The sequence below is a fragment of the Aquimarina pacifica genome (genome assembly GCF_000520955.1).
GTDB classification, from domain to species: Bacteria; Bacteroidota; Bacteroidia; order Flavobacteriales; family Flavobacteriaceae; genus Aquimarina; species Aquimarina pacifica.
On the sequence record NZ_JACC01000003.1, the window covers coordinates 165,427 to 191,310 of the forward strand.

Annotated in this window: 24 protein-coding genes; 12 read left to right on the forward strand and 12 right to left on the reverse strand. The window is 32.1% G+C overall.

The genetic code is table 11. From position 1 onward, the window contains the following. Positions 1 to 142: 142 nt before the first annotated feature. Positions 143 to 778 carry an LIC13197/LIC10919/LIC10469 family protein gene (locus DZ60_RS22335; protein WP_034228485.1) on the forward strand — a complete coding sequence of 212 codons (636 nt, stop codon included), beginning with the start codon at positions 143 to 145 and terminating at the stop codon, positions 776 to 778. A gap of 21 nt (positions 779 to 799) precedes the next feature. Here DZ60_RS22335 and miaE read toward each other — a convergent pair whose 3' ends face one another. Beyond that, complete coding sequence (gene miaE, locus DZ60_RS0103015) at positions 800 to 1,381, reverse strand: tRNA-(ms[2]io[6]A)-hydroxylase (protein WP_025740378.1); 582 nt, start codon at positions 1,379 to 1,381, stop codon at positions 800 to 802. A 229-nt stretch (positions 1,382 to 1,610) separates the two neighbouring features. Here miaE and DZ60_RS25405 point away from each other — a divergent pair, with 229 nt between their 5' ends. Then, positions 1,611 to 3,104 (forward strand): hypothetical protein, encoded by a 1,494-nt coding sequence (locus DZ60_RS25405; protein WP_025740380.1) that lies wholly within the window; start codon positions 1,611 to 1,613, stop codon positions 3,102 to 3,104. A 96-nt stretch (positions 3,105 to 3,200) separates the two neighbouring features. Here the strand turns inward: DZ60_RS25405 and DZ60_RS0103025 are convergent, their stop codons facing one another. Both DZ60_RS0103025 and DZ60_RS0103030 read right to left on the reverse strand, forming a co-directional pair. Continuing rightward, positions 3,201 to 5,903: a CHAT domain-containing protein gene (locus DZ60_RS0103025; RefSeq protein WP_025740382.1), complete on the reverse strand. Its 2,703-nt coding sequence runs from the start codon at positions 5,901 to 5,903 to the stop codon at positions 3,201 to 3,203. A 262-nt stretch (positions 5,904 to 6,165) separates the two neighbouring features. Further along, positions 6,166 to 7,434 (reverse strand): S8 family serine peptidase, encoded by a 1,269-nt coding sequence (locus DZ60_RS0103030; RefSeq protein ID WP_025740383.1) that lies wholly within the window; start codon positions 7,432 to 7,434, stop codon positions 6,166 to 6,168. Between the two features lie 95 nt (positions 7,435 to 7,529). On the opposite strand from DZ60_RS0103030, the gene DZ60_RS22340 reads away from it, so the two are divergent. The 3 genes from DZ60_RS22340 to DZ60_RS0103040 all read left to right on the forward strand — a co-directional run bounded on the left by DZ60_RS22340 (position 7,530) and on the right by DZ60_RS0103040 (position 9,643). Next, entirely contained in the window at positions 7,530 to 8,093 is a 564-nt protein-coding gene (locus DZ60_RS22340; RefSeq protein WP_034228491.1) for an RNA polymerase sigma factor, read from the forward strand. Positions 8,094 to 8,108: 15 nt separating this feature from the next. Continuing rightward, entirely contained in the window at positions 8,109 to 8,939 is an 831-nt protein-coding gene (locus DZ60_RS22345; protein WP_034228494.1) for a tetratricopeptide repeat protein, read from the forward strand. A gap of 146 nt (positions 8,940 to 9,085) precedes the next feature. Beyond that, a complete protein-coding gene (locus DZ60_RS0103040) occupies positions 9,086 to 9,643 on the forward strand; it encodes an SPFH domain-containing protein (RefSeq protein ID WP_081740367.1) in 558 nt (185 codons plus the stop codon). A 59-nt stretch (positions 9,644 to 9,702) separates the two neighbouring features. Here the strand turns inward: DZ60_RS0103040 and DZ60_RS0103045 are convergent, their stop codons facing one another. Continuing rightward, positions 9,703 to 10,551 (reverse strand): UDP-2,3-diacylglucosamine diphosphatase, encoded by an 849-nt coding sequence (locus DZ60_RS0103045; RefSeq protein WP_025740386.1) that lies wholly within the window; start codon positions 10,549 to 10,551, stop codon positions 9,703 to 9,705. 346 nt (positions 10,552 to 10,897) lie between these two features. On the opposite strand from DZ60_RS0103045, the gene DZ60_RS22350 reads away from it, so the two are divergent. Genes DZ60_RS22350 through DZ60_RS0103060 form a run of 3 tightly spaced genes read left to right on the forward strand, consistent with a single transcriptional unit; the run spans position 10,898 to position 16,447 of the window. Next, on the forward strand, positions 10,898 to 13,165 hold the full coding sequence (locus tag DZ60_RS22350) for a glycoside hydrolase family 3 N-terminal domain-containing protein (RefSeq protein ID WP_081740368.1): 2,268 nt from the start codon (positions 10,898 to 10,900) through the stop codon (positions 13,163 to 13,165). Between the two features lie 3 nt (positions 13,166 to 13,168). Next, positions 13,169 to 15,088 (forward strand): NADP-dependent phosphogluconate dehydrogenase, encoded by a 1,920-nt coding sequence (gene gndA, locus DZ60_RS0103055; protein ID WP_034228497.1) that lies wholly within the window; start codon positions 13,169 to 13,171, stop codon positions 15,086 to 15,088. A gap of 12 nt (positions 15,089 to 15,100) precedes the next feature. Continuing rightward, positions 15,101 to 16,447: a GntP family permease gene (locus DZ60_RS0103060; protein WP_025740389.1), complete on the forward strand. Its 1,347-nt coding sequence runs from the start codon at positions 15,101 to 15,103 to the stop codon at positions 16,445 to 16,447. A gap of 123 nt (positions 16,448 to 16,570) precedes the next feature. Here DZ60_RS0103060 and DZ60_RS25655 read toward each other — a convergent pair whose 3' ends face one another. Then, positions 16,571 to 16,702, reverse strand: coding sequence for a hypothetical protein (locus DZ60_RS25655; protein ID WP_262482368.1), 132 nt, complete (start codon positions 16,700 to 16,702; stop codon positions 16,571 to 16,573). A gap of 315 nt (positions 16,703 to 17,017) precedes the next feature. On the opposite strand from DZ60_RS25655, the gene aroC reads away from it, so the two are divergent. Beyond that, entirely contained in the window at positions 17,018 to 18,082 is a 1,065-nt protein-coding gene (gene aroC / locus DZ60_RS0103070; protein WP_025740391.1) for a chorismate synthase, read from the forward strand. 108 nt (positions 18,083 to 18,190) lie between these two features. Beyond that, positions 18,191 to 19,513: a dicarboxylate/amino acid:cation symporter gene (locus tag DZ60_RS0103075; RefSeq protein ID WP_025740393.1), complete on the forward strand. Its 1,323-nt coding sequence runs from the start codon at positions 18,191 to 18,193 to the stop codon at positions 19,511 to 19,513. Positions 19,514 to 19,540: 27 nt separating this feature from the next. On the opposite strand, the gene DZ60_RS0103080 is transcribed toward DZ60_RS0103075, so the two are convergent. Further along, positions 19,541 to 20,014, reverse strand: coding sequence for a DUF3291 domain-containing protein (locus DZ60_RS0103080; protein WP_025740394.1), 474 nt, complete (start codon positions 20,012 to 20,014; stop codon positions 19,541 to 19,543). A 35-nt stretch (positions 20,015 to 20,049) separates the two neighbouring features. After that, positions 20,050 to 20,472 (reverse strand): MarR family winged helix-turn-helix transcriptional regulator, encoded by a 423-nt coding sequence (locus tag DZ60_RS0103085; protein WP_025740396.1) that lies wholly within the window; start codon positions 20,470 to 20,472, stop codon positions 20,050 to 20,052. Positions 20,473 to 20,602: 130 nt separating this feature from the next. Between DZ60_RS0103085 and DZ60_RS0103090 the strand changes: the two genes are divergently transcribed. Beyond that, the gene (locus DZ60_RS0103090) at positions 20,603 to 21,016 is read left to right on the forward strand and encodes a hypothetical protein (RefSeq protein ID WP_025740398.1); all 414 of its coding nucleotides are present in this window, start codon (positions 20,603 to 20,605) and stop codon (positions 21,014 to 21,016) included. A gap of 13 nt (positions 21,017 to 21,029) precedes the next feature. On the opposite strand, the gene DZ60_RS24625 is transcribed toward DZ60_RS0103090, so the two are convergent. Together DZ60_RS24625 and DZ60_RS22355 are read right to left on the reverse strand one after the other, a co-directional pair. Further along, on the reverse strand, positions 21,030 to 21,638 hold the full coding sequence (locus DZ60_RS24625) for a DUF4139 domain-containing protein (RefSeq protein WP_081740371.1): 609 nt from the start codon (positions 21,636 to 21,638) through the stop codon (positions 21,030 to 21,032). 15 nt (positions 21,639 to 21,653) lie between these two features. Next, a complete protein-coding gene (locus DZ60_RS22355; RefSeq protein WP_051477541.1) occupies positions 21,654 to 22,907 on the reverse strand; it encodes a mucoidy inhibitor MuiA family protein in 1,254 nt (417 codons plus the stop codon). A 228-nt stretch (positions 22,908 to 23,135) separates the two neighbouring features. Between DZ60_RS22355 and DZ60_RS0103100 the strand changes: the two genes are divergently transcribed. Further along, the gene (locus tag DZ60_RS0103100; protein WP_025740400.1) at positions 23,136 to 23,321 is read left to right on the forward strand and encodes a hypothetical protein; all 186 of its coding nucleotides are present in this window, start codon (positions 23,136 to 23,138) and stop codon (positions 23,319 to 23,321) included. A 22-nt stretch (positions 23,322 to 23,343) separates the two neighbouring features. Here DZ60_RS0103100 and DZ60_RS0103105 read toward each other — a convergent pair whose 3' ends face one another. The 3 genes from DZ60_RS0103105 to gcvT form a co-directional block, all read right to left on the reverse strand. After that, the gene (locus DZ60_RS0103105) at positions 23,344 to 23,757 is read right to left on the reverse strand and encodes a thiol-disulfide oxidoreductase DCC family protein (protein ID WP_025740402.1); all 414 of its coding nucleotides are present in this window, start codon (positions 23,755 to 23,757) and stop codon (positions 23,344 to 23,346) included. 58 nt (positions 23,758 to 23,815) lie between these two features. After that, positions 23,816 to 24,631 carry a sugar nucleotide-binding protein gene (locus tag DZ60_RS0103110; RefSeq protein WP_025740404.1) on the reverse strand — a complete coding sequence of 272 codons (816 nt, stop codon included), beginning with the start codon at positions 24,629 to 24,631 and terminating at the stop codon, positions 23,816 to 23,818. Positions 24,632 to 24,715: 84 nt separating this feature from the next. Beyond that, on the reverse strand, positions 24,716 to 25,798 hold the full coding sequence (gene gcvT, locus DZ60_RS0103115; protein WP_025740406.1) for a glycine cleavage system aminomethyltransferase GcvT: 1,083 nt from the start codon (positions 25,796 to 25,798) through the stop codon (positions 24,716 to 24,718). Positions 25,799 to 25,884: the final 86 nt, after the last annotated feature.

Consider the following 25,884-nt stretch of genomic DNA (forward strand, 5'->3'; position numbering starts at 1 on the left):
CGTCTTTAAAAATGGGATTGCTTCTAAAATGTAGTGCATTGTAAAATGATGTAGAGGTATAATTGATATATTACATTTCTTGTCGCATACACCGTGCAGTATTAAGAGATTAAAATCCTGAATATTAATTTTTAAGAATCATATGGATAAATTTGCAAAGAGGTTACTAAAAAGAGAAACAGGGATTAGGGATTGGCTGAAAAGTAATAAATTGGAGTGGTTATTAGAAAAAGTTGACGAAGTAATTTATAATTTGCCTGCAGAAGATATTAAAAATAAATTTCAGAAAGAGATTAAACGTGGTTTACAACATTGTGTCAAGAAAAATGAAATCCGAGCTCTAGATTTTCAATGGTATTATGGAAGAGGAGAGATTGGTGGAGCATTAGCATATGGGTTTGATAGTTGTTTAACAAAAGGGAGTTTATCTAAGACCGATCTCGGTCCTCGCGATTTATCAGGGATTGAACTAAAACTGGAACACGGAAACATTATTGACCAATATTTTGCAGAAATTCCGGTTTCGATCGCAATCAATGAAATGATAAAAAAAATAAATCCTATAGTAGAACAATCTAAAGAAATAGGTAATTTACTTGGAGATGTAGAAGATGTGATAACTGATTACTTTCAAATTTGGAATTATAAAATTGGTGCAGAAGCTTGTGAACAGTTAAGAGGAACTCATTTAGAATTAGCATTAAAAAGTAAAGCTCCATTTTGGGTTACTATGACTAGGCATGAGAGGTGGTCTATTCCTATTATGTTAATAAGCTGATTAATAAATAAAGCATATTAATTACCCATGAATACTTTCTGAAGTACCGTAATTCTGAATAAGTTTTCCTTCAAACTCCAAGAGTTCTTCCCAACGTTTATCTACGTCAATATCCTGACCATATTTACGAGCAAAGCCAAGAAAGGTAGTGTAATGCCCCGCCTCACTAATCATCAGAACATGATAAAACTTTGATAATTCTGGATCTTTTATTTTTTTTGAAAGAAGTTTAAAACGTTCACAGCTTCTAGCCTCGATCATTGCAGAAAACAAAAGCCTATCGACCAAACTTTCTCTGCGACTTCCTCCTCGCATTCTAAATTTAAACAACTCATTAACATAACTATCCTTACGTTCTCGACCTAAAGTATATCCTCTTTTTTTAATAATATCATGTACCATTTGAAAATGCTGTAACTCCTCTTGCGCCAAAACTAGCAAATCTGTGACCAAATCAGTATGCTCAGAGTTGAGAGTAATAATGGTTATCGCATTTGTAGCCGCCTTTTGCTCACACCAAGCATGGTCAGTTAAGATTTCTTCAATATTTGATTCAGCAAGCTTTGCCCAACGAGGGTCGGTTGCCAATTTTAAACCTAACATAGTTATATGTTTATTAAATAAGTAAGTACAAAGATACGGTTAATACATACAGAATAATTTAAAAAATAAAAGTGTTTAAGTGTTTTGCTTTCAGTTATTTGTAAATAAAATATTTTTTTTTGAAAGAAAAGTGGGTAATGAATTTTCGTATTGATCTCTTAAGAGTAAAGACCTTCAGAGGCGGAAACCGAAAAGCCTAAATAGAGTAGGTGTATTAAAATTTAACACAATGAAAACGATAGTAACCAAATTCACAATTTTATTGGCAGTAGCAATTACTGTATTTTCTTGTTCTAAAGATGAACTTACCGAAAGTTCGATGGAGCACGAAGAAGCATCAGCAAAAATAGAAACATTTGCTAATAAAGGTAGCTTAGAATATTCTAAATTGGGATCAGAATACTCAAAAACAGAAGCAAGGGACATTCTGTCAAAAACTTTAGCACTTGCTATTTCTGGTAATGACGAAATTAAAGAGATTATTGTTAAAGAAGCCAGTAGAAAACCAAATGGTGATACCGAAGCTTTATACCTGTCAATTAAAGACACGAAAACCAGTGTTGGTACCTTGGCAGATCTTTTACAAAAAACGTATTATGAAAATTTCAGGGAAGACATCCCAAATGATTTTTTCTCTAATGAAATTGTAAAAGCAGATCCTTACGGTACAATCTATGTTAATGATCTCTATTTTGAATATCCAGAATTATTAGAGAACCCTGTTACCGTAGCATATGAAACTGCAGAAAAGGGTGATTCTGAAATAGAATTTTATACAGGATATAATGCTAGAGGAGAACAAGTAAAAGTGACCGAGTATACTAAGGAAGAAACTATTTTCGGAATTAAAGAGAACGAAAGAATAGTTTTGGTCGATGCAAAAAGTTTTATCTCTGTGAATGGTAATAAATTAGAAAAGTTTATTTATTTCCCAGTGGCAGATCCATGTGATTCTCTTTATGATGCTATTATGGCATTGTTTGCACAAGCGGTAATCAGTGGTAATGATTATCTAATTATACAGGTAATGCAACTTAACGAACTGTATCAGTGTATTTGTTTAGGAGATTGTGACCAACCAGAACCTGATACAGACGGAGATGGTATCCCTGATGCTGATGACGATTGTCCAGATGAAGCAGGACCAGCATCTAATAATGGATGCCCAGAAGAGCCTGATTGTGTTGCTCCCTCAGGATGTGATCGCACGAATTATACCGCAAAGGATAAAATAAAGCAATTTAAGTTTACAAGCTGTTCTGCGTTTTCATCTACAAGTAATTTATTTGAAGGAGATCGAGAAATGAGAGCCTCAGTTACATATGCATACCTTAATTCGATAACTGGTAATGCAGAAACCACAACTATTCTAAAAGCAGGTAGTTTCTCTAAAAGCTCGCTGAGAAATTCTAATTTCTGGGGAACCTGTACATCAACAAAATGGGTGACCTCTAATTGGGAAACTTTTACATGGGATTATTGTACACATGGTGAGCAAATACATGTACAATGGTATGAAGAAGATAGTCCTGATAATACAGGTTCTTTATCTATAGGTTTTACATTTACATTAGGACCAGTTAGTATTCCTATTTCTACAACGATTCCTTTTGCTAATGCTAATGATAACCTAGGAGGATCAGTTGTTCAGTATTGTGATGGAGCTTTAGGTTCAGGATCTTTGTATAATACAGGAAATATTTATTTCTATTACGGAATGTAATACCGGTTTAAAGTTATTTCATTTAAGAAATAAGGAAAAGTAAATTATAATCCATTTACTGGTTGCTTTGGGATGGGGGGAAATCTCTCAAAGTAACTAGTAAATGGGTTTTTTATTTTTTTTTGAATTATTTATGCGCCAAAAAAATAAACATATTATACATACCGCCAGAATACTATAAAACACCCAAAATAAATAGGTGTTAGATGTATTTGATGTTTCAATATTTCCATGAAGAATTAGTGGAGCCCAAAAATGAGGGGATTGTTCTGAGAGTTGATGTTCATTTAGGTATTTCAGTTTTGCTTTACGCAAAGCAGATGACTTGGATTCTCCATTTTTTAGAAAGGTATAAAAATCAAGTACAATCTTACTGCTAGATTTCTCATTTGTACTCCATAAGGATGAAATCACATTTTTTGCTCCTGCATGAAAAAAACCTCTGGATAAACTCATCATACCCTCTCCTGATTGTAGATATCCTGTTCCCGTTTTACAGGCATCTAAAAACACTAAATCTGCTTGATTTTTGATAAAGTATAGTTCGTTCAAAGTGAGTATACTATCATGAAAAGCTATCCAAGGTTCATCAACACTAATAGCATTTGCATGTGTAGATAAATGGATGATATTATACTCTTCAGCCATGGTGATAAAGTTAGACTTGGTTGCACTATGTTCTTCTAAGATAGTACTATGCCACATACTTTTTAGAGCTTCCATTTTACTTTTGCTTCTTAATAGACTCGGAAGTTTATTTGTAAAGTGGGTCGGCGCAAAAGCGAGTACTTGAGACCTCGGTGAACGTTCTTTTTGTTCAATTTTTTCTAATAATGATACAGAATAGGCATACGTCGTTTCGAGATTCTTTATTAGATACGATATTTCATTTTTAGTAGTATCAGGTTGAGTAACTAGTGCTTCAAATGGAAAAGAATTTAATATGAAATCAGGAACTATTAATAAGTTTTCTATAGAAGAGGTATCAATTTCTGTATAAAAAGGAAACAATTGTTGATAGAGAGAAAATGCTAAGTTATTATATGTATCTAATTCATTTTTAGAAATAAAAGGCGTATTGATTAAAGTATTAATTCTTCTTATTTCTCTATTTAGTTTTTTAGGATCTTTTATTTTAAAAAAATGAGTCTTGGTTGTTGTTACCAAAATTCCATATCCTTCATTTTCTTTAAGAATATATTGAATTAAACCAGTTGAGGGTGAAATAATTTTTGATTTGCAAGTCTCTAAAGAAGAAATAGTAATCTTCTTTTTGTAATGATAATAACCGGGGTATCTTTCTTCTAAAGAATTAATAAATCGTTCATATTTGTTTTTATGCTCAAAAATTATAGATTCTTTTTCAAGTCGAGTAAGAGTTGTGTCTTTGAGAAGTCTTTCTCTTTCTTTATGTATTGTATATTTTAAGCTATATTCTCGTTCTTTTATATTTTCGGGTAAATTGGCTTCATTTTTGGCTTCTTCATGAGTAATATCCTCTAATAGAGATAATGACTTGCTTTTTTCCATGAAGAAAAAAGCACGACTTATATCATTTAACTCATAACATATAGCTGTTCCTAACATATATAAATCTACTCCTTTTCTTCTCCAAAAATATTTTGATTGTTGCTCGACATTTTCTGAGCGAATTATATCAATACCTCGATCGGCCAAAATAATTGTAGATAATGCTTTTTTTAGTAATAATTTGTCCTTTGTGTTTTGATAAAAAATATACCAGGCATTTGCTTTATCTTTTAAGTCATTAACAAGTTGCGTTTTGTTATTTGATTGCGCAAGTTCTTCATAACTAAGTAGGCTATTGTAGTCGACATCTGTATATTGCCCAATAGTATATGAAATGGCTTTCTGATAATGTTGTAAAGCAGCGGTATATTCTTTTTTGTATAAAAAATAGTCTCCCAAATTGTCATACGTAGATGTTTTTAAAGGGTCATATTGTAATGCTTCTTGATAATATTGATATGCCAGTGGATATTGGTTTGTTTTTGCATAAATATATCCTAACGCATCATATGCTGTTGCTATATCCTTATTATTAGTAGGAAAATCATTAAGACCTATTTCTAAGGCTTTACTGTAATGATATATGGCATCCTCATATTCTTCTAATTCTTCATATATCCAACCATATCGAGCATATAGGATCATGCTTGTTTTTTGTCTTATTTTTTTTGGAAGGTGGACAATTGACTCTTCTACTTTTTTTAGATATAGAATTGCTTTTTTATAGTCTTCGGCCTTCATTGTTTTAGAATATACCCGCGAAAAACTTAAGTACACACGATATAATTCCTTTTTATGTTTGGGATCTTCTGATTTTATAATTTTATTCTCAATCTCTTGTAAATAATGGATTACTTTGTAATAATCTCCGCGACTTATGTATAAATCTGTAAGTCTTTTTGTATAGGCATGAATAGTATATTTGTCTACATATGGCTGACTAATTAGTTCATTAAATGTTTGTATAGCCATTGGTTCATTACCAGAAAACAGATGAAATAAAGCAATGTTATTATAACTTTTATTGATTATCGATGGTATAGAATCTGCATATAGTTTCTGTATATTCAATGCTTTTGTTGTATTAATAACCGCATTTTCGATATCATTATTTCTATAGTTTAATTTTCCAAAATCGTTATATAAATAGCTTAATTCAATACTATTGTTTGAGTTGAGAGTAAGTAGCCGATTCAATTCTTCATTTTTACATGAATACTCAAGGTTTGAATTTTTTATTTCATGATACCTAACATCTAAGTGCTGCATATAATCCTGCCCTTGGCTAATATTAGTAGAAAATAAACATGAAGTTAGTATAAAACTATAAATAATAGCAAATCGCATATAGGGGTGAAATCATACATTAGAAGTACTAAAATTATGGAATTTTTGTATGAAATGTTAAAAAAAACTGTTTGATAATTGCAAAAATTATCAAACAGCATAATGGTGTGTATATATTGCAAAAACTCATCTAGACCTTTTCTTTTGAGAGAAATAGTTTAGACGAGTTTGAAACGTATGTTATTTATTCAATAATAATATCAGAATATTTAACAGGAAGGAGAGTAGTACTTAATATAGTTCCATTGATTTCTAGCCTTTCTTCTACCTGTTCTGATTTACTATACCCTTCGGTAATGTATAGTGCGCTCTTACCCGTTACTATAGGTGTAGCAAAAGATGTTCCCGAAATTAATTCATTAACCCCATCTGTATTTTGGGTAGGTACTTGATCACCTAATGATAAAAAGTCAACACTAGTAGATCCATGATTAGAAAAAGATGCGATATGTATCTTTTTCTTATTAATACTGCCAATAGAGAACAAATTTTTGTGCGTGTATGATGACGGGTAATGTGGTAAGAAATCATTATTGTTAAACGTATTTCCAGATGAGGAAATATTTAATATTTTAGGATTTTCGGCAATCAATTGAGATAATATGACACTTTGATGACCATACCAACCAAAACTCATATTTATTATGGATATACCAGGTTTACTTACTGCATATGCGTATCCACAGAGTGTGGTGAAAGTAGTTCCTTTTCCTTCATCATCAAAAATTTTAACAGGTAAGATACTATAATTCTGTACCCCTTCATTGTGTAATTTATTTGCAAGGATTCCAGTAACAGCAGTACCATGACCATTATCATCGTAGGTATTAGAATCACTATTCATAAAATCCCATCCAGATATTTCTATATCTCCATTGTTTACACATAGATTAGATTCGTCATTCGTTTTGTATAATGTAGGACTATAACCTATTAATTTTCTTAGGTCAATTCCTGTATCCAGTATTGCGATGCTAACATCTGGCTCTTCGATACCAATAAATTCTTTAATCAAATACCTATTTTCTTCTTCTGATTGTATAGAAGGGTCATGAAAAGGAACCATATTTTGGTTAGGATAATTAAATTGAAAATCAACTCCTTCAATACCAACACCATCTTGTGTTATTTCATCTTTTCTTCCCTCAATATCCGTACCTACACTAAATTCCCATTGCTCAATATAAGTATTTGTGCAGTTACATTTTTTTGTGCCAATAACTTTAAATTGGTCTCTCAAGGCTTTTTTGTCACTTTCTTTTACCCCAATTCTATATCTAATTATGAGTGATGTTTCTATTAATGTGGGCATAGTAATCCCAATTTTGCTCGTTGTAGAATTGCTTGTTAATTTCGTTTGTTCTATTTCAAATTCATCTAATTCATTATAAGAACAACTTATAGTAAAAATGTAAATAGAAATAATATATAGTAAAGATGTAGAACTTTTCATTTGGTTATAATTTTAAATATTACTTTTATACTAAAGTGCATAGATGATTAAATCATTACCCATTTTTTTAAGATAAATAAAAAGAAATTGATTTTATGGAAGAAACAACAGTAGTAAAATTAGATGATAAGTATCTTAATGCATTATTAAAAAATGACAGTGCTGTGATTTCTGAAATTTATGAACAGTTTTTTCCTAAAACAATGCATTTTATTTTGAAAAATAGAGGAACGTTGGCACAGGCAAAAGATATTTTTCAAGAATCACTGCTTTATATTATCATTGGTGTTAAGGAGAGAAAGCTTACAATTTCTTGTTTTGAGGCTTATTTGTTTACTATTACTAAGAATATGTGGCGCCGCGAAATAGAAAAACAAAAAAAACGGGTAATAAAAGACAACTTACATACACTTGTAAGTAAAGAGACAGAATTTGCCAGGTTTATGATAGAACAAGAGCACTTAGAATTATATCAAAAAAAGTTTGATCTATTATCAGACAATTGCAAAGACATACTAACACTTTTTTTTAATGAGGTATCGTATGAGGATATAACAGAAGAGTTGTCGTATGCCAGTATTAATACGGTAAGACAGCGCGTGTTTAAGTGTAAAAGTAAATTAATTAAACTTATAAAATTTGATACCAGATTTAATTAAATAGTAACTACAATAATGGAATTTGATCAAGCAACATACGAAAAAATAGATGCTTATATTTTTGGTCGTCTAACGGGTAAAGAAAAAGAGCTTTTTGAAAAAGAGATAGAAGGTAATATAGAATTAAAGAAAGAAGTAATACTCAATAAAGCTGTAAAAGCTTCTATTGCTAACGAAGATTGGACTTTATTAGATCATGATTTAGAAAGTGACCAAGTTAAGCATATTGCAAGTTTGCGTAGAAGTGATGTATACACTAAGAAAGCTTTTGATTTAAAAAACATAGGAGATACATATTTTGAAACTCTTGATCAAAAACCTAAAAGAAGTAAACGACTCTTGTATATTGCCGTTACTGCAGCCGCGGCAGTATTGCTTATATTTTTTATTGGAAACTATAGTTCTAACCCATCTACAGAGGCACTATATGCCGAATATAACAATTGGGATGATTTACCCTCGCTAACACTTCAAGGAGATACCACTGCAAATTTAGCAAAAGGGGAGGAGTTATTTAATAAAGGAGCATATCAAGAGGTAATAGCTCTTTTTACGCAAAATATAGAAGAATCTCAAGTAGCGCATAAAGAAATAAATCCATATGTATTGTCTTATTTGGGAGCATCATATCTAGAGTCTGGCGCATATAATAAAGCATTAGAAACTTTCAATATTTTACTAAAAAATAATACTCTGGATAGTTCAAAAGGATATTGGTATAAGGCAATGGTTTATCTGAAACAAGGAAATCGCGAAAAAGCAATTGAAGAGTTAAAATTGCTTACAAATAATAAACAACACTTTAATTTTGACGTAGCGAAACGATTATTAAGAAAGCTTGAGTAAGTCTCGCATATTTGTGTTATTATATCTCTACCATGCATTCATAATTTGATTATAGCATTAGCTACGCTAAAATTAATAAAGCTCGAGTATTTTATATTTTAAAACGAAGTCGTAAAGTATAGTAAAGGGCAGAACTCATCCTCCATATGATTAAAAATATAGTTATAAGAATGATAATGATATTCGTTGTAAGTGTGTTTACATCGGTATTAAGTTTCGGACAAAAAACTAGTAAGTATGAAAAAACAGAATACAATATCGGATTCAATTATGAACAAGATGAGTTTTCTATTTTAAGTAAAGATATGATCGTATTAACCTTTAATTATTCTTTTTTGACAACGATAGAAGAGGCTAATATTCCCTTTATACATAATAAATTTGGACCTTATTATAAAAAGTATTGTCAATCACTGGTTCGTTCGTTAATAAGAGAAAATTTTGGTCAATATACGGTGGAAGAGATAGTGTACTCAAAAAGAGATTTAATAATAACTGATATATCTAATAAATTGAGTACTTCATTAGAAGAATACAAGATTATTTTTGAAAAGTTACTCATTGAATCTATTGAAATACCACCAGAACTTAAAGCCTCTATGGAAGAGGTTGTGATAGCCCAGCAGGAAGTTATTGCGAAAAGATATGAATTAGAGAAAGTGAAAATTGAACTAGAAATACAAGCAGCCAAAAATAAAAATTGAATTAAAATAAAACCACAAAACGTTTTGTTCTCTTGTGATATAGTATTTACACCAGACATTCAGGGTTTTCCTAAAATATGATTTATCATAAAAGTAGCTTGTAATCCTTCTGGAGTAATTGGTAGATTCTCGTTTTCTTCAATAGTCTCTTCAAATACATTCATTTTATCTTTTTCATAATGAACTAAATTCCATTTTTGTTCATGATATTCTAATGAGGTTAAGTTTTCGATCCAATCTCCAGAATTAAAATATATACAAGAACCATTTTTATCTGTATACTTTCTCATTTGAGGTTGATGAATATGGCCACAAACAACATAATGATACCCATTTTTTACTGCTAGTTCTGCAGCGACATTCTCAAAATCAGTTATATATTTTACAGCTTTTTTTACACTATTCTTTATTTTCTTTGATAAAGAGAATTTTTCTTTCCCCATTCGTATCAAAAACCAATTTATTAATTGATTCAATAAAATAAGGAGATCATATCCCCAACCACCTAACTTTGCTAACCATTTCGCATTTTGAATGGAAGCATCAAAAATATCTCCATGAAAAAACCAGGCCTTTTTTCCATCTAACTCTAGTACAAGTTTATCAACAAGCTTAAAGTTTCCCATTTCAGTATCACTAAACTTGCGTAACATCTCATCATGATTACCTGTAATATATATTACCTCTGTTCCTTTAGAGGCAAGAGAAATTATTTTTTTTAGTACTTTAAGATGTGCCTTAGGAAAGTATCGTTTTCTAAATTGCCAGATATCTATGATATCTCCGTTAAGAATCAATGTCTTTGGTTTAATACTATTGAGATAATTAAGAAATTCTTGCGCTTGACACCCATATGTACCCAAGTGAACATCAGATACTACAACAAGTTCTACAGTACGTTTTTTCATAAAAAAATATCGTTATACAAATTAAGCATACCTCTTTGATATTAGAATTACCTAATTATAAGTTTATCGTTATTAGAATGCTACGATTTTTTTTTGATATTAAAAAAAGGTTAAAGAACGATACACTGAATAAAAATAGTAAGTTCCATTTTTATGTATCTATTGATCTTTAATCAATGTGAATTGCAATAGTTTTTATAGCCCTTTATTCGTTAAAATGTACTAAATGTTATGTGAAGTAGTCTATATAGGTCATTTATAATACTCTGTAGTATAAGTAAACAGTAAGTACAGTACCATGCTTTTTTCGTATACCGCATAGTACATAATGCAATTACATTAAAATATGAAAAACTACTCATTATTATTTGTTATTATTTATTGCCTGATATCAGGTTGTAACCCTAAAGAATCCACAAATACTGCTATTAACGAAACGGAAGATGCTTTAGAATCTAGGATTGATAGTATTCTTTCGAAAATGACCTTAGAAGAAAAAATAGGTCAAACTGCTCAAAGAGGAAAATCGAGTAGGGTAAAGGAGCTGCCAGAAGAACTGAAGGATGCGGTAAGAAAGGGAGAGATCGGTTCATTTCTTAATATCATGAATAAAGAAGATGCCAAAGAACTTCAACGTATTGCGATAGAAGAAAGTCCCAATAATATTCCATTGATTTTTGCTCGAGATGTAATTCATGGATTCAAAACTATTTTTCCGATTCCTTTGGGGCAAGCCGGTACTTTTGATCCAGAACTTGTAGAGCTCGGTGCTAGAATATCAGCAATAGAAGCTTCTACTTACGGAATCCGTTGGACTTTTGCTCCTATGCTTGATATCTCAAGAGACCCTAGATGGGGCCGTATTGCTGAATCTGGTGGAGAAGATCCTTATCTCACAGCAGTAATGGGTACAGCTTATGTAAAAGGATTTCAAGGTGAAGACCTGTCATTGCCCACAAGTATGGCCGCCTGCGCTAAGCATTTTGTAGGATATGGGGCAGCCGAAGGAGGACGAGATTATAATACGGCAAATATTAATAATGTTTCATTACATAACACGTATTTAAAACCCTTCAAAAAAGCTGTTGAAACCAATGTAGCGACCTTTATGACAGGTTTTAATGATCTTAATGGGATACCTGCTTCTGGAAACACCTATTTACTAAAAGAGGTATTAAGAGATCAGTGGGGCTTTGATGGATTTGTTGTCAGTGATTGGAACTCGATTATAGAAATGATTCCTCATGGATTTGCAAAAAATGAATATCAGGCTGCAGAGAAATCAGCAAAGGCAATGCTTGATATGGAAATGACGAGTACAGCATATCAGAATAATCTAAAAACACTTATTGAAGAAGGAACTATTTCTGAAAATCAATTGAATAGTATGGTTCGTAATATACTCAGGATAAAATTAAGACTGGGGTTATTTGAGAACCCATATTTTGACCCTAATTCTGATATTTTATATGATCAAAAACATTTAGAAGCAGCAAAAGAAACGGCATTAAAAAGTATCGTGCTTTTAAAGAATGATAATAATATATTGCCATTAAAAAGAGAACAGCGTTTAGCAATAATAGGACCTCTAGCTGATGCACCACATGAACAATTAGGAACATGGACTTTTGATGGAGAAAAAGAACATACAATAACACCATTATTATCTTTTAAGAAGGATTCTATATACAATTTTAAATATAGTCAAGGATTATCATTTAGCCGGGATAAAAAAAATGCAGGTTTTGCAGAAGCGATACAAACCGCAAAAAATTCAGATATAATTCTATTTTTCGGAGGAGAAGAATCTATTCTGTCCGGAGAAGCTCATAGTAGAGCAAACTTAGACCTTCCGGGAGCACAAGAGCAGCTTATTACCGAACTTCACAAAATAGGCAAACCTATCGTATTAATACTAATGGCAGGAAGACCCATAACATTGACTAATATTCTAGACAAAGTTGATGCTGTCATATGCGCATGGCATCCAGGAACCATGGGAGGAGATGCAATTAAAGAAATTCTCTCCGGAAAAGTTTCTCCATCGGGACGGTTACCGGTTACATGGCCAAAAGAAGTAGGACAAATACCTATATATTATAATCATAAAAACACTGGACGTCCAGTGGTACCAGATGAATATGTTCATATGGATTCTATTCCTATCGGAGCATGGCAAAGCTCTCTTGGGAATACATCACATTATTTAGACCTTGGGTATTTACCACAATATCCTTTTGGATATGGACTTACCTATAGTAATTTTGAGTATTCTGATGTAAGCATATCTTCTAAAAGCATAAAAAAAGGAGATACTATTGTGGTCAAAGCTACTGTTACAAACACAGGAACTGTAAAAGCTTCAGAAGTTGTTCAACTTTATTTTAGAGACATGGTCGGAAGCATTACCAGACCTATAAAAGAGCTACTACGTTTTAAAAGAGTAGCACTTGATGCTGGAGCTTCTAAAGAAATAGAATTTACTTTTAATACAGATGACCTATCTTTTTATGGTGTAGATAAAAAATGGATAGTAGAGTCAGGGGATTTTATGTTGTGGGTTGGCAAAGATGCTCAGGATACAACACATGAGCTTACATTTGTTATAGAATAATTTATGGTTCCATCAATAATACACATCATTTTTGGAGTTGCCGGAAGTGGAAAAACAACCATAGGAAAATTACTGGCAAAAGAATTAAATATTCCATTTTATGATGCAGATGATTTTCATCCTGAAGCAAATATTCTAAAGATGTCTAATAGTATTCCTTTGGAAGATATTGATAGGATGCCATGGCTAGAAAAATTAGCAGAAAACATTACTAATTGGCAAAAAGGAAAAGGGGCAGTATTAGCATGTTCTGCTTTAAAACAAAAATATAGAGACATATTACAATCAGGAAGTATATCAAAAATTAATTGGATTTTTTTGGATACGGATGAAAGGATAATACAAAAACGTCTAGAAACCAGAGAAGGGCATTTTTTTAGAAAAGAGCTAATTTCCACTCAATTTGAGACTCTTGAAAAGCCTAAAAGTGGAATTTTTATTGATGCAACACAAGAGTTAGAACAAGTCATGTCACAAATAAAATCACAACTTATCACAAAAAAATCTCAATTGGGTCTTATTGGATTGGGAGTAATGGGTAAAAGTTTATCTAAAAATATAGTATCAAAGGGATTTGGTTTATCAGTATATAATAGACATGTAGAAAATCAGGAAGTAGATGTCGCAAAAACATTCGTAGAAGAGTTTGAAGAAAATACAAATGTTATTGGTTTTGATGACTTGTCTTCTTTTATGAATTCTCTAGAACAGCCTCGAACCATTGTGATCATGGTACATGCAGGAAAGGCAATTGATGAAGTTATCGAATCCATACTTCCGTTACTAGCAAAGGGAGATTGTGTGATTGATGGAGGCAATTCTCATTTTAAAAAGACAATAGAAAGAGAACAATTATTACTAAAACAAGGAGTAGGTTTTCTTGGTGTAGGGATTTCTGGGGGGGAAGAAGGAGCACTTAAAGGACCTTCTATTATGCCAGGTGGTACTAAAGAAGCGTACTTAAGGGCAGGTGTTTTTTTAGAAGCAATAGCGGCAAAGGATAAAAAAGATAAGCCCTGCTGTGCATATATAGGACCACAAGGTGCGGGTCATTTTGTAAAAATGATTCATAACGGAATTGAATATGCAGAAATGCAAACATTAGCAGAAATATATCATCTATTGCGATATCATTGTAATCAAGACCCCATTCAAATTAGTACTATTTTTGATTCATGGCGTAGAAATAAAAAAGATAGTTTCCTTTTAGAGATTACCATAGATATACTTCGTAAAAAAGAAGGGGATGTTTTTTTGATAGACAAGGTTTTAGATAAGGCTGGACAAAAAGGAACAGGAGGATGGTCAACAATTGCAGCATTAGAATTAGGAGTTCCGCTTAATACAATCTCAGAAGCAGTAATGGCTAGAAACCTGTCTGGGTTAAAATCAAGACGGGTCGAAACATCACTGTTATATAATATAGAAAAAACACCTGTAAAAGAGGAGATAAATACTTTTATTGACATTTTAGAAGATGCTTTTCTTGTAACAAATATTATTAATCATGCCATTGGTTTTGATGTTATAGCGAAAGCCTCAGATGAGTATAAATGGGATTTGAGAATGTCAGAAATTGCTCGTATATGGACCAATGGTTGCATTATTCGTAGTAATCTAATGGAAGAGATTTCAGAATTATTTATTGAGAATAATAATACACCATTGTTACTATTTCCTCAAATAGTCAAGTCGTTAAGTAGAGGGGTACCTGCCTTAAAAAAAGTAATATCCTCTGCTGTCATAGCAAATTGCGCCATGCCTGTTATGTCAAGTGCAATAAACTATTTTTTAACACACTCCTCTGCACAATCCTCTGCAAATATTATTCAAGCACAGCGTGATTATTTTGGAGCACATACTTATCAACGCGTAGATAGAGAAATAACAGAATTTTTTCATACCAACTGGAAAACTCAATAAAAGTCAAGTAACATGGATTATCAATTGCTAGTAGCTGTAGGCGTAGGTATTATAGCTTTATTATTTATGATTCTAAAGCTAAGAATGCAAGCATTTATTGCCCTATTAATAGTTTGTATACTTGTAGGTGTTATTGCTGGGTTATCACCCGATGTAATACTTAATAGTATCAAAAATGGGATGGGTGGGACCTTAGGTTTTGTAGCTACAGTAGTTGGTTTGGGAGCACTTTTCGGAGGGCTCCTAGAACATTCAGGAGGTGCCCAAGCTCTTGCAGGTTATGTGCTAAAATTAGCTGGAGAAAAAAATGCCTCTTGGGCAATGGTTATAACGGGTTTTATTATTGCGATCCCAGTATTTTTTGATGTAGCTTTTATTATTCTTGTTCCGGTACTATATGCAATCGCCCAAAAAACGAAAAAATCACTTTTGCTATATGCTATTCCTTTGCTTGCCGGTTTAGCAATTACGCATAGTTTTATTCCTCCGACCCCAGGACCAGTAGCCGTTGCCGATATACTTGGTGCAAACCTAGGTTGGGTTATTATGTTGGGTTTCATTGTTGGGATTCCCGCAGCAATAATTAGTGGACCATTATTTGCAAAATATATAGCTTCTAAGATTAATATAACTATACCCCAAACTCAAAAGATAGAAGAATCAAATACAGCAAAATTTCCGAATCCAATAACAATAATTGCAATTATAACAATCCCTATTTTACTAATTGTACTAAAAACAATTTTATTGGGAGATTGGATAAGTCAAAATAAATTACCAGATATACTAAAGTATAGCATTTCATTAGTAGGACACCCGTTTACAGCACTAATTATTGCAAATTTAATCGCATGGTATGTTCTAGGCATTAAAAGAGGAACGACTAATGATGCACTTTTAAAATTGTCTATGAAATCATTTCAACCTGCTGGTGCCATTATACTATTGACAGGAGCAGGAGGAGCTTTTAAACAAATTTTGGTTGACACAAAAGCAGGAGAAATGTTAGCAAATTCATTACATGATACTTCAATTCATCCATTATTATTTGCTTTTGTAGTAGCAGGTTTAATAAGAGTCTTACAAGGCTCGGCTACAACTGCAATGATTGCCGCAGCCGGAATTACATCACCTATTATTTTAGCGGGAGATTTCGGAAGTGAGCAAATAGCTCTATTTGTTCTTGCTATAGCCTCTGGAGCAACAATCGTATCTCATGTTAATGATAGTGGTTTTTGGTTAGTTGGGCAATACTTGGGACTTACAGAAAAAGAAACATTTCAATCTTGGACTATTATGACTACCCTAATCGGGTTCATCGGATTAATCATGTCTTTGCTATTGTGGTATGCCTTTTAACCAATTTCATCCATTGTTTTTTCAAAACAAAATCAGAAACCCTCTGAAATAGTATTCAAAAGATTTCTGATTTATTTTTGTTACTAGAAATCAAGTTGCTTCTAGCCTTATATCAATTTATTCTTATTCAGCATCAGCACAATGTGCAATTCCTGAAAATTCACTACAACCTGGATATCCTCCTCCGACAATGTTTGGCTGTTGTTGTTTATCTAAAACCTTAACGCCCTTTAATTTTACTAAGTTTTCTAACATTATTTATGAGTTTATGATTAATACTTCATTAAAAGTAAGACTATTGATACTACTAAAATTACCTGTTTTCAGTGAAAAATGGAGGTAATGAGTTATAGTTACCTATTTTTTGCTTTGATGTTTTAATAAAAAATAGTGCCAAACTAGTGTCTAATTTAATTTTTGTAATCAAAAACATATTTTTTCTATCATATTGTTATTTTAAAAGTAAATAGCTGCTACTAATCTATACAAATGCTACCTATTGTCACTAAATGGTATATACAGCTTTCGTATGTAAAGATTAAAAATTACTTTTGTGCAAAATTGTTTTTAATGGCAGGAAATACTTTTGGAAACCTATTTAAGGTAACCACTTTTGGAGAATCACATGGGATTGCAATTGGTGGAATCATTGACGGATGTCCTTCTGGGATCAAACTAGACATGGATGCAATACAGGCAGAGTTAGACAGGCGGAAACCAGGTCAATCAGCTATTGTTACGCAGCGTAAAGAACCCGATACAGTTGAGTTTTTCTCCGGTATTTTTGAAGGAGTTACCACAGGGACTCCTATCGGATTTGCAATTAGAAATGCAAATCAAAAGTCTAAAGACTATTCTCATATAAAAGATTCTTTTAGACCCTCTCATGCAGACTATACCTATACGCAAAAATATGGGGTACGAGATTATCGTGGAGGCGGTCGATCTTCTGCACGAGAAACTGCAAGCAGAGTAGTTGCTGGTGCAATTGCAAAACAAGTGTTAGGTGACCTAAAAATCAATGCCTACGTAAGTGGTGTAGGTCATATAAAATTAGAAAAGGGGCATACAGAATTAGACTTTTCTTTAACAGAATCGAATATTGTGAGGTGTCCTGATCCAACAATGGCTTCTGAAATGGAAACATATATCAAGCAAATTAGAAAAGAAGGTGATACCGTAGGGGGAATTGTAAGTTGTGCTATTTCTGGAGTGCCTATAGGTCTAGGAGAACCCGTATTTGATAAATTACATGCAGAATTAGGGAAAGCAATGCTTTCTATTAATGCTGTAAAAGGTTTTGAATACGGAAGTGGTTTTGCAGGTGCAGAATTAAAAGGAAGTCAGCATAATGATCTTTTTAATACCGATGGTACTACAAAAACAAATCTTTCTGGTGGTATTCAAGGAGGTATTTCTAATGGGATGGATATCTATTTTAATGTTGCGTTCAAACCTGTAGCAACGATTATGCAAGATCAGGAGACTATAGATAAAGATGGAAATTTAGTGAATATGCAAGGTAAAGGTAGACATGATCCTTGTGTTGTGCCAAGAGCAGTGCCAATTGTAGAAGCGATGGCAGCATTAGTGCTTGTGGATTATTGGTTGATGAATAGAACTATCAAAAAATAAACTCAAAAATAAAAGTTAATAAATAAGGGTAATCCAAAAGGGGTACCCTTTTTTTTGTTTTTAATTTATATCTTCGAAACTTTTGGGCTAATACACTAAACTATTTACATGAAGAAAATTGCATTGCACTGGCAAATCATGATCGGGATGCTTCTTGGTATCGTTTTCGGTTTTATAATGACCACGATCTCATGGGGTAAAGGATTTACCGGAGATTGGATCGCTCCTTTGGGAACTATTTTTGTAAACTTATTAAAGTTAATAGCGGTTCCCTTAATCTTAGCTTCATTGATTAAAGGAATTTCTGACCTTAAGGATATTTCAAAATTCAAAACTATAGGAGGAAGAACAATTGTTATTTATATTTTGACAACCGTAATTGCAATTACAATAGGATTGTTATTGGTGAATGCAATAAAGCCGGGAGATGGTATTACCGCTGAGACAATAACAAAGCTTACCGAAGAATATTCTGGTAATTCAAAAATTTCAGAACGAATTGCAGAGGCCGGAAGACAGAAAGAGAGTGGACCTTTACAATTTTTGATTGATATGGTTCCTCAAAATGCAGTCAAGGCAATGAGCGATAATAAAATGATGCTTCAGGTGATCTTTTTTGCAATCTTTCTAGGGATTAGTATGTTGTTGATAAAACCTTCGGAATCAGAGCCGTTAAAAAAATTCTTTGATAGTTTGAACGAGGTTGTACTCAAAATGGTAGATCTTATTATGCTTACGGCTCCATTCGCAGTTTTTGCATTATTAGCTAATGTAGTCGTTACTTCTGATGATCCTGATATTTTATTAGCATTATTGAGGTATGCAGGTGTTGTGGTTTTTGGATTAGTATTAATGATTGTATTCTATTGTATTCTAGTAACAATTTTGACCAAGAAATCTCCTTTATGGTTTCTCAAACAAATTAGCCCTGCACAATTATTAGCTTTTTCTACGAGTTCTAGTGCAGCGACTTTACCCGTCACTATGGAAAGGGTAGAGGAACATATAGGAGTAGATAAAGAAGTGTCAAGCTTTGTATTACCTGTAGGAGCAACAATTAATATGGATGGTACAAGCCTATATCAAGCAGTTGCATCAGTTTTTATTATGCAAGTATTGTGGCCAGAAGGATTAACATTTAGTAATCAAATAACTATTGTATTAACAGCACTATTGGCCTCGATAGGATCAGCCGCAGTACCTGGAGCAGGTATGGTAATGTTGGTTATTGTTCTTGAAGCAATAGGCTTCCCTTCGGATAAATTACCAATAGGTTTGGCATTAATATTTGCTGTAGATCGCCCTCTTGATATGTTACGAACAACAATTAATGTAACAGGAGATGCGACGGTAGCTATGATAGTTGCAAAATCTGTGGGTAAATTAGGAGATCCGAAGGTGAAAAACTGGGATGATAATTATGAGGAGTAATGACCGAAAATGGTTCTCAACATAGTATTATTTAAGTTTGACGCCTTTTTGATCGTATAGCTGACTCATACTGAATGATGTTGATGAAGGACCTAAATTATTAAGTAAATCTAGCTTTTCTTTTCCTTGAATTACAGAAGGATTTTCTCCAGCTGGGATCCACCATAATACAGCCTGATGTCCTTGCATTTTAGTACCCCATTTATTTCTGTTTTTGAGGAAATAACTATGAACGGTGTTATAACTGTAGGACTTCAAGGATTCATAATCAGTCCATGTAGATAAATTAACAAAAATCAGTTTATCTTCATATGGTGTGTCAACATGTGTTGCATTTTCTCCTTCATCATCTTTTAACCTCCATACAAATCCAGGGCTTTCTTCTGCCAATTGATTTACTGGAGCCAGAAAATCTCTAAATTCTTTTATAATTGGAGAATTAAGATCGTCTTTTAGTTTAATAATGTTGAATTGTGCTAGATGAAATATAGTTGTATTCATTACTAATTCGCTTTTATATTTTTTAATGTTATAAGTTATATTTTTTTTGAGGCTTCAAATGTTAGTTCTACCAATACGTCTGCTGATTCTACACCTAATATCTTGTCATATTTTTCTTTGAGGTCATACCAGCATTTTTCTAAATCAGGAAGTAGCATGGTTAAATCTTCTGTTGGTAGAAAGTGCATCATTTTTCCTTTTTTTTCTTTTGTGATCAAAGAACGTAAAATCATTTTATCAGCAAGTCGTGTAATAGTAGAGGGATCGAGATCTAATTGTTTACTTAATCCAGAGGGAGTTATTTTTGGGTTTTCATGGATTAGTAACAATAAGAAAGCATAAGAAGGGGATAACCCAATAGGAGTAAATGCTTGTTCCGCTAGTTTTGTCAATTTTCTGGCCAATGCATTAGATGTAAAATAAAGGCACTTAGACAAATATTTATCTGATTTTTTCAACAGTGTAATTTTTTAGTAAAAATATTATTATATGCTTGTACATGCAAGTATTAATGTTTGGTTTAACAATACATTAACGCAACCAAAAGAGGCATGCTTTCATCTATAGATACATCTACAAGTAATTTCCATGAAAAAGTATATTGCATTAGCGTTATGTATTTCACTAATATTAAGTTGCTCTAATGATGATGATCAATGTGATTGTCTCCCAATAGATGGTATTGGCCTTGATGGGCAATGGCATCTTACACATGTGTCAGGAGGTTTCTTAGGTATTGACGAAAGCATAGATAAAGGCATTATTATATGGGATTTTAATGAAGAAAATATGGATATTACAATTACTAATATGAATACAGATAATTCATTGCCCGATATTTTGGCTTCTGGTATTTATGACTATTCAATTATTACATTAGAAGATGACTACCAAGAATTGCGTATAAATGGAAGTAGTTTTGGTAATTTTGAACTAATCGACACCAAGTTCACTCTTAATGAACTATTTAAGGATGGGTATCTCTATACTTTTCAGCGCTAATACCCGTATTATTTTATAAATTAATGTGTTTTCCTTTTGTATATTTTACTTGGTATGAAAACTCCTTTTCATCCTTGCCTTGAGGTAAGATGTTTGCGGTCCACTTCATTATTCCGGTTTTGTTATTGTATTCGGTATTCCCTGTGTCTATATGATCTATTTTGATTTCTTTATTTTGTGAAACAGGAATACGATCATTCATAATTACCTTTACCGCACTTTGCTTGTTATTTTTGATACTAATTTTGTATTTATAATTTAAGATTTGGTTGTTTCCGATAAGAGACTTGCTTTTAAAACTATTTAACTGTTCTCTTTTTATAATTAGATTAGGATCAACACCTAATGAAATATCCAAACCATCGACGGCAATTATCGTAGGGTTTATAATAGTTTTTCCTGTAAAGTTTCCTTCAAAGTATATATATGCTTCACCGGCAAGTAAATTATATTTTTCCCAGTTATTTAATTTTGCTGTTAGAAATACATTTTCATTAAGTTCGGGTGCTGCAAAATATTGATAATCGGTTTTTACATTAAAATTGTCTATTTCAATGACCGTTGTGTCTGAATTTGAGTTAATTGTATATTTATTTTTTATTTGAAACTTAGTATTCGTAATCCCTTGCTTTTTGGATTATACTACCGTATTATAGTCTTCTTTTTGTTTAATTTCTTCAGCCTTTACCCTTGATTTTTTTACATTTTTTTTGGTACCATATCCTATTATTACAACCTCCTCTAATTCTGAGTCGTCTTGCATTAATGTTTCATTAATTTGAGTTGCATAAATAGGAGTTGTCTTATTTTTTAATCCAGCAAAAGAAAATTCAAGTTCTTTACCACCTTTTATATCAAGGAAATATAACCCGTCAAAATCTGTAACTGTTCCATTAGTGGTTCCTTTTTCTATTATACTTACTCCGGGTAGAGGATTTCCGTATTGATCAACAACCATCCCATTTACTTTTTTGACTGTAGGATTGAATTTGTATATAGATCGTTTGATCACGTTATTAGTTATATTTTGTTTATTAGAAAAGTAAAGATATTTTGTGTTTACCTCTGGTTTACTATTATTTGTATCCGGATCTCCTGTGGATAAGATGATATTTACATTTTTCCAATCAGTTCCAGTTTTTTGATATACGTTTGCCTTATACGATATGTTTAAGGGAGTTTCGATACTTTCTGTTTTTATGTCATACATAGGAAACCACCCAGCTTGAGTAACATTATATCGTATTTTTAATAGTAAGTTTGCTGCAACCTGTGCATCTATTTTTAATCTAATTTCTCCTCTTTCTGTTTTTACAAAGTCATCTATTTTATTTATTTCATGCTGAATATTGTCAATTTCCTGACTTATAATATGTTGTTTTTGAGTAAGTAAGTAGATTTCATTTTTTATTGCTATTGATCTTTTTCTATAATATGTAGAAATTTTTTGAATAGATTCTAACGAAAGCTCTTTGTCATAACCAATAGTTTGATTGCTATCAAATATTTTTTGTTCTTGTGATAATCCTGAAATCTCATTTACAATTTCATTTTTTGAAAGAAGTGCTTTTTTGAGTTTTATTTTTAGAGATTCTGATGCTTCAGAGTACTGTTTCTCTAAAAGATAATCCATCGTAAAATTTATAGAAAGGACAGATGTATTTTTTAATCCGGATATCTGAATGCTGTTTTCATCTATATTAGGAGATAAATCATATAAAATGATCTCATTAATACCTGATTTGACATCAACAGAGGCATTTCTTTTTATTTCTGCTCCTGTAAGATAAACAGTTACTTGGCTAATTGTTGATTCTGTTTTATTCTCTATTGTATTTATTGCAAATAATGATGATGAAAAGAATAATAGTAGTAGTGTATATGTCTTCATAGGATATTTTTTGATTAAAGATCAAATATATATTTGCGGTTCTATTCTAGAAACCCATATTGAGTGAAGTATAGTTTTTATTGAGGTAAGACGTTGTTTTATATGGTTTTGTGGTAATTCCGTATAACAAATAGGGGGAAAAGCCCCCTAGTAAATTTAGGTAAACTCCCCTTACATAGGATTGGTATATGACCTACTTTTGAAATGTACAATCAAACACACGATCTTATGAAGCCATTTTTACTACCTATTACACTTATCACGTTTGCGATTTTATGTCTTAGTATAGTGCACATAGATAATGTTAATAAGCTAGACGAAAAATCAGAAGAATTAAGAAAAAAACACCAAATTGAAAATGTTCTAGATGATCAAAAAGAAAATAGATCAGATTTGGTTTCAAGAATTAAATGAAGAATAGAAAACGATTCAATTATTATTGATCGAGAAATAACGCCTTAAGCTCAGGAGTAGGAATCATACAGCTATCTTTTTTGCCAAACCATTTGTATCTATTTTTGGCAATAATATCGTAAATCCAATCTCTAAAGAACTTAGGTAATAAGAGATTAACAGAGAGAAAGGGATAAATACCAGACAGCTGCCTTGCAATTTTTAGGGCGGCTGTTGATTTATAAGAATACACACCTTCACCTTCTATTAGTAATATAGAGTCTAGTTTAGACGTATCAATATTTCTTTCAGCTATTAATCGCATTCCGATATCACTCTGCAATGAGGCATAACGAAAAACACTATTTTTATCCCTTTTAATAATAAAATTAATAGAACTATTACACAGGTTACAAACACCGTCAAAAAGTATTATTTTTTTATCTCCTTCTAGCATAACACAAAGATACTATGAATTATTATATCTTCAATAAGATAGTGTTGTACGTTAAGAATCATTTAGCAATTACAGAATCAATAACCTGTCTTGTGGTTATTTGAAGGTTTTTTGGGAGTGTATTATCTTTTGGTAAAACAGCTAAATATCTATCGTTATTAGAGTCATAAACCTGTCTAAATATAGGTTCTTCTAATTGCAAAGCATCGCAAATTTCTTTGATAAGATCCAAATGATAAATTAAATCCGTACTGCCTAAATGAAAAATACCTTTTTTATTCCTGTTTATTATATAATGTATCTGGAGTGTTAATTTAGATATGGTGGTTGCATTAATAATTACGTTAGGAAATACCTCTATTGGGGCTTTAAGATCATAAAGTGTTTTTAATTCTTGAACTCTAGGCGTACTTGATCCAAAAACCATTGGGACACGTGCAATTAAATATTTACTCGTAGGTAATCGCATTAAAGCATTTTCGATTTTAATTTTGAACCTTCCAAAAACACTTTCGCTCAATGTTTTGTCATATTCGTAAGAAGGGTAATTACTAAATGAATCAAATACATTGGCACTAGACATGAATATCATTCTACATTTATGTTGTTTGACCCATGATATAATGCGCTGATGGGCATCTAACTGAGAATTAAAATTCCCTCTTAATGCAGTAATAATAACAGTAGGTTTTAGATTATTAAGTAAAATGGTTACATCTTCGGCATCCATATCATATTGAAAAAATTTTTGATTCTTTTCAAAAAATGAATTATCGGTATAATATGTACCATAGGTGTCAAAATAGGAATTAAGCTCTTTATACAAAGCATTACCTATAAAACCACTTGCTCCTATGATCAAAATTTTTTTCAAATTCTTCTTATAAAAAATTAAGTTTCAACTATTGATATAATATCGCAATAGTTGAAACTTAGTTATACTATTTTTATTATGCAACTATCCTTTATAAAAAGGTAGTTTAATTACAGTAGCCGGAATTGTTTTTTTACGTACCTGAATGTTAATTTTACTACCAGGTTTTGTGAAGATAATAGGAACATATCCTAATCCTATTCCTTTTCCCAAAGAAGGAGACATGGTACCAGAAGTAACTGTTCCGATTTTATTACCATTATTGTCTACAATATCATAACCATTACGCGGGATTCCTCGTTCATCAAGTTCAAAACCAATTAATTTCTGTTCTACGCCTTTTTCTTTTTCTTTGGCTAATGCTTCAGAATTAATAAATTCTTTCGTGAATTTGGTAACCCATCCTAAACCCGCTTCTATAGGAGAAGTAGTATCATTTATATCATTGCCATATAGACAATATCCCATTTCTAATCTTAATGTGTCTCTCGCAGCTAAGCCTATTGGTTTTATATCAAAATTAGCTCCAGCTTTTAGTACCTGATCCCAAATTTGTTGTACCTCAGAATTCTTACAGTAGATTTCAAAACCTCCACTGCCAGTATATCCCGTAGCAGAAATAATCACATTATCAATACCAGCAAAATCACCTATCTCAAACGTATAAAACTTCATCGATTGCAAATCAATGGTCGTTAATGATTGTATTGCTAATGCTGCTTTAGGCCCTTGTATAGCTAATAGAGCGTATTCTTCAGACAGATCGCGCATAGTTGCGTTCATCGTATTATGACGTGATATCCAGTCCCAATCCTTTTGTATATTCGAAGCATTAACTACCAGAAGATATTTCTGATCTTCTATTTTGTATACAATTAAATCATCAACAACACCTCCTGTATCATTGGGCAGGTAGCTATATTGTGCTTTTCCATCAGTCAATTTGGCAACATCATTAGAAGTAACTTTTTGTATTAAATCAAAGGCAAATGGACCTGTAATCAAAAATTCTCCCATATGTGATACATCAAAAACACCAACACCATTACGAACAGTTTCGTGTTCTATATTTACGCCCTCATAGGATACGGGCATATTAAATCCTGCAAATGGAACAATTTTGGCTCCCAAAGCCATATGTGTTTCAGTTAAAGCTGTATTTTGCATAGTGTAATAATTAGGTATAATTAGATCGAGGTCGAAAGTAAAAAACTTTATGTTTGTAAACAATGAAGTAGTTTAAACTTTTTTAA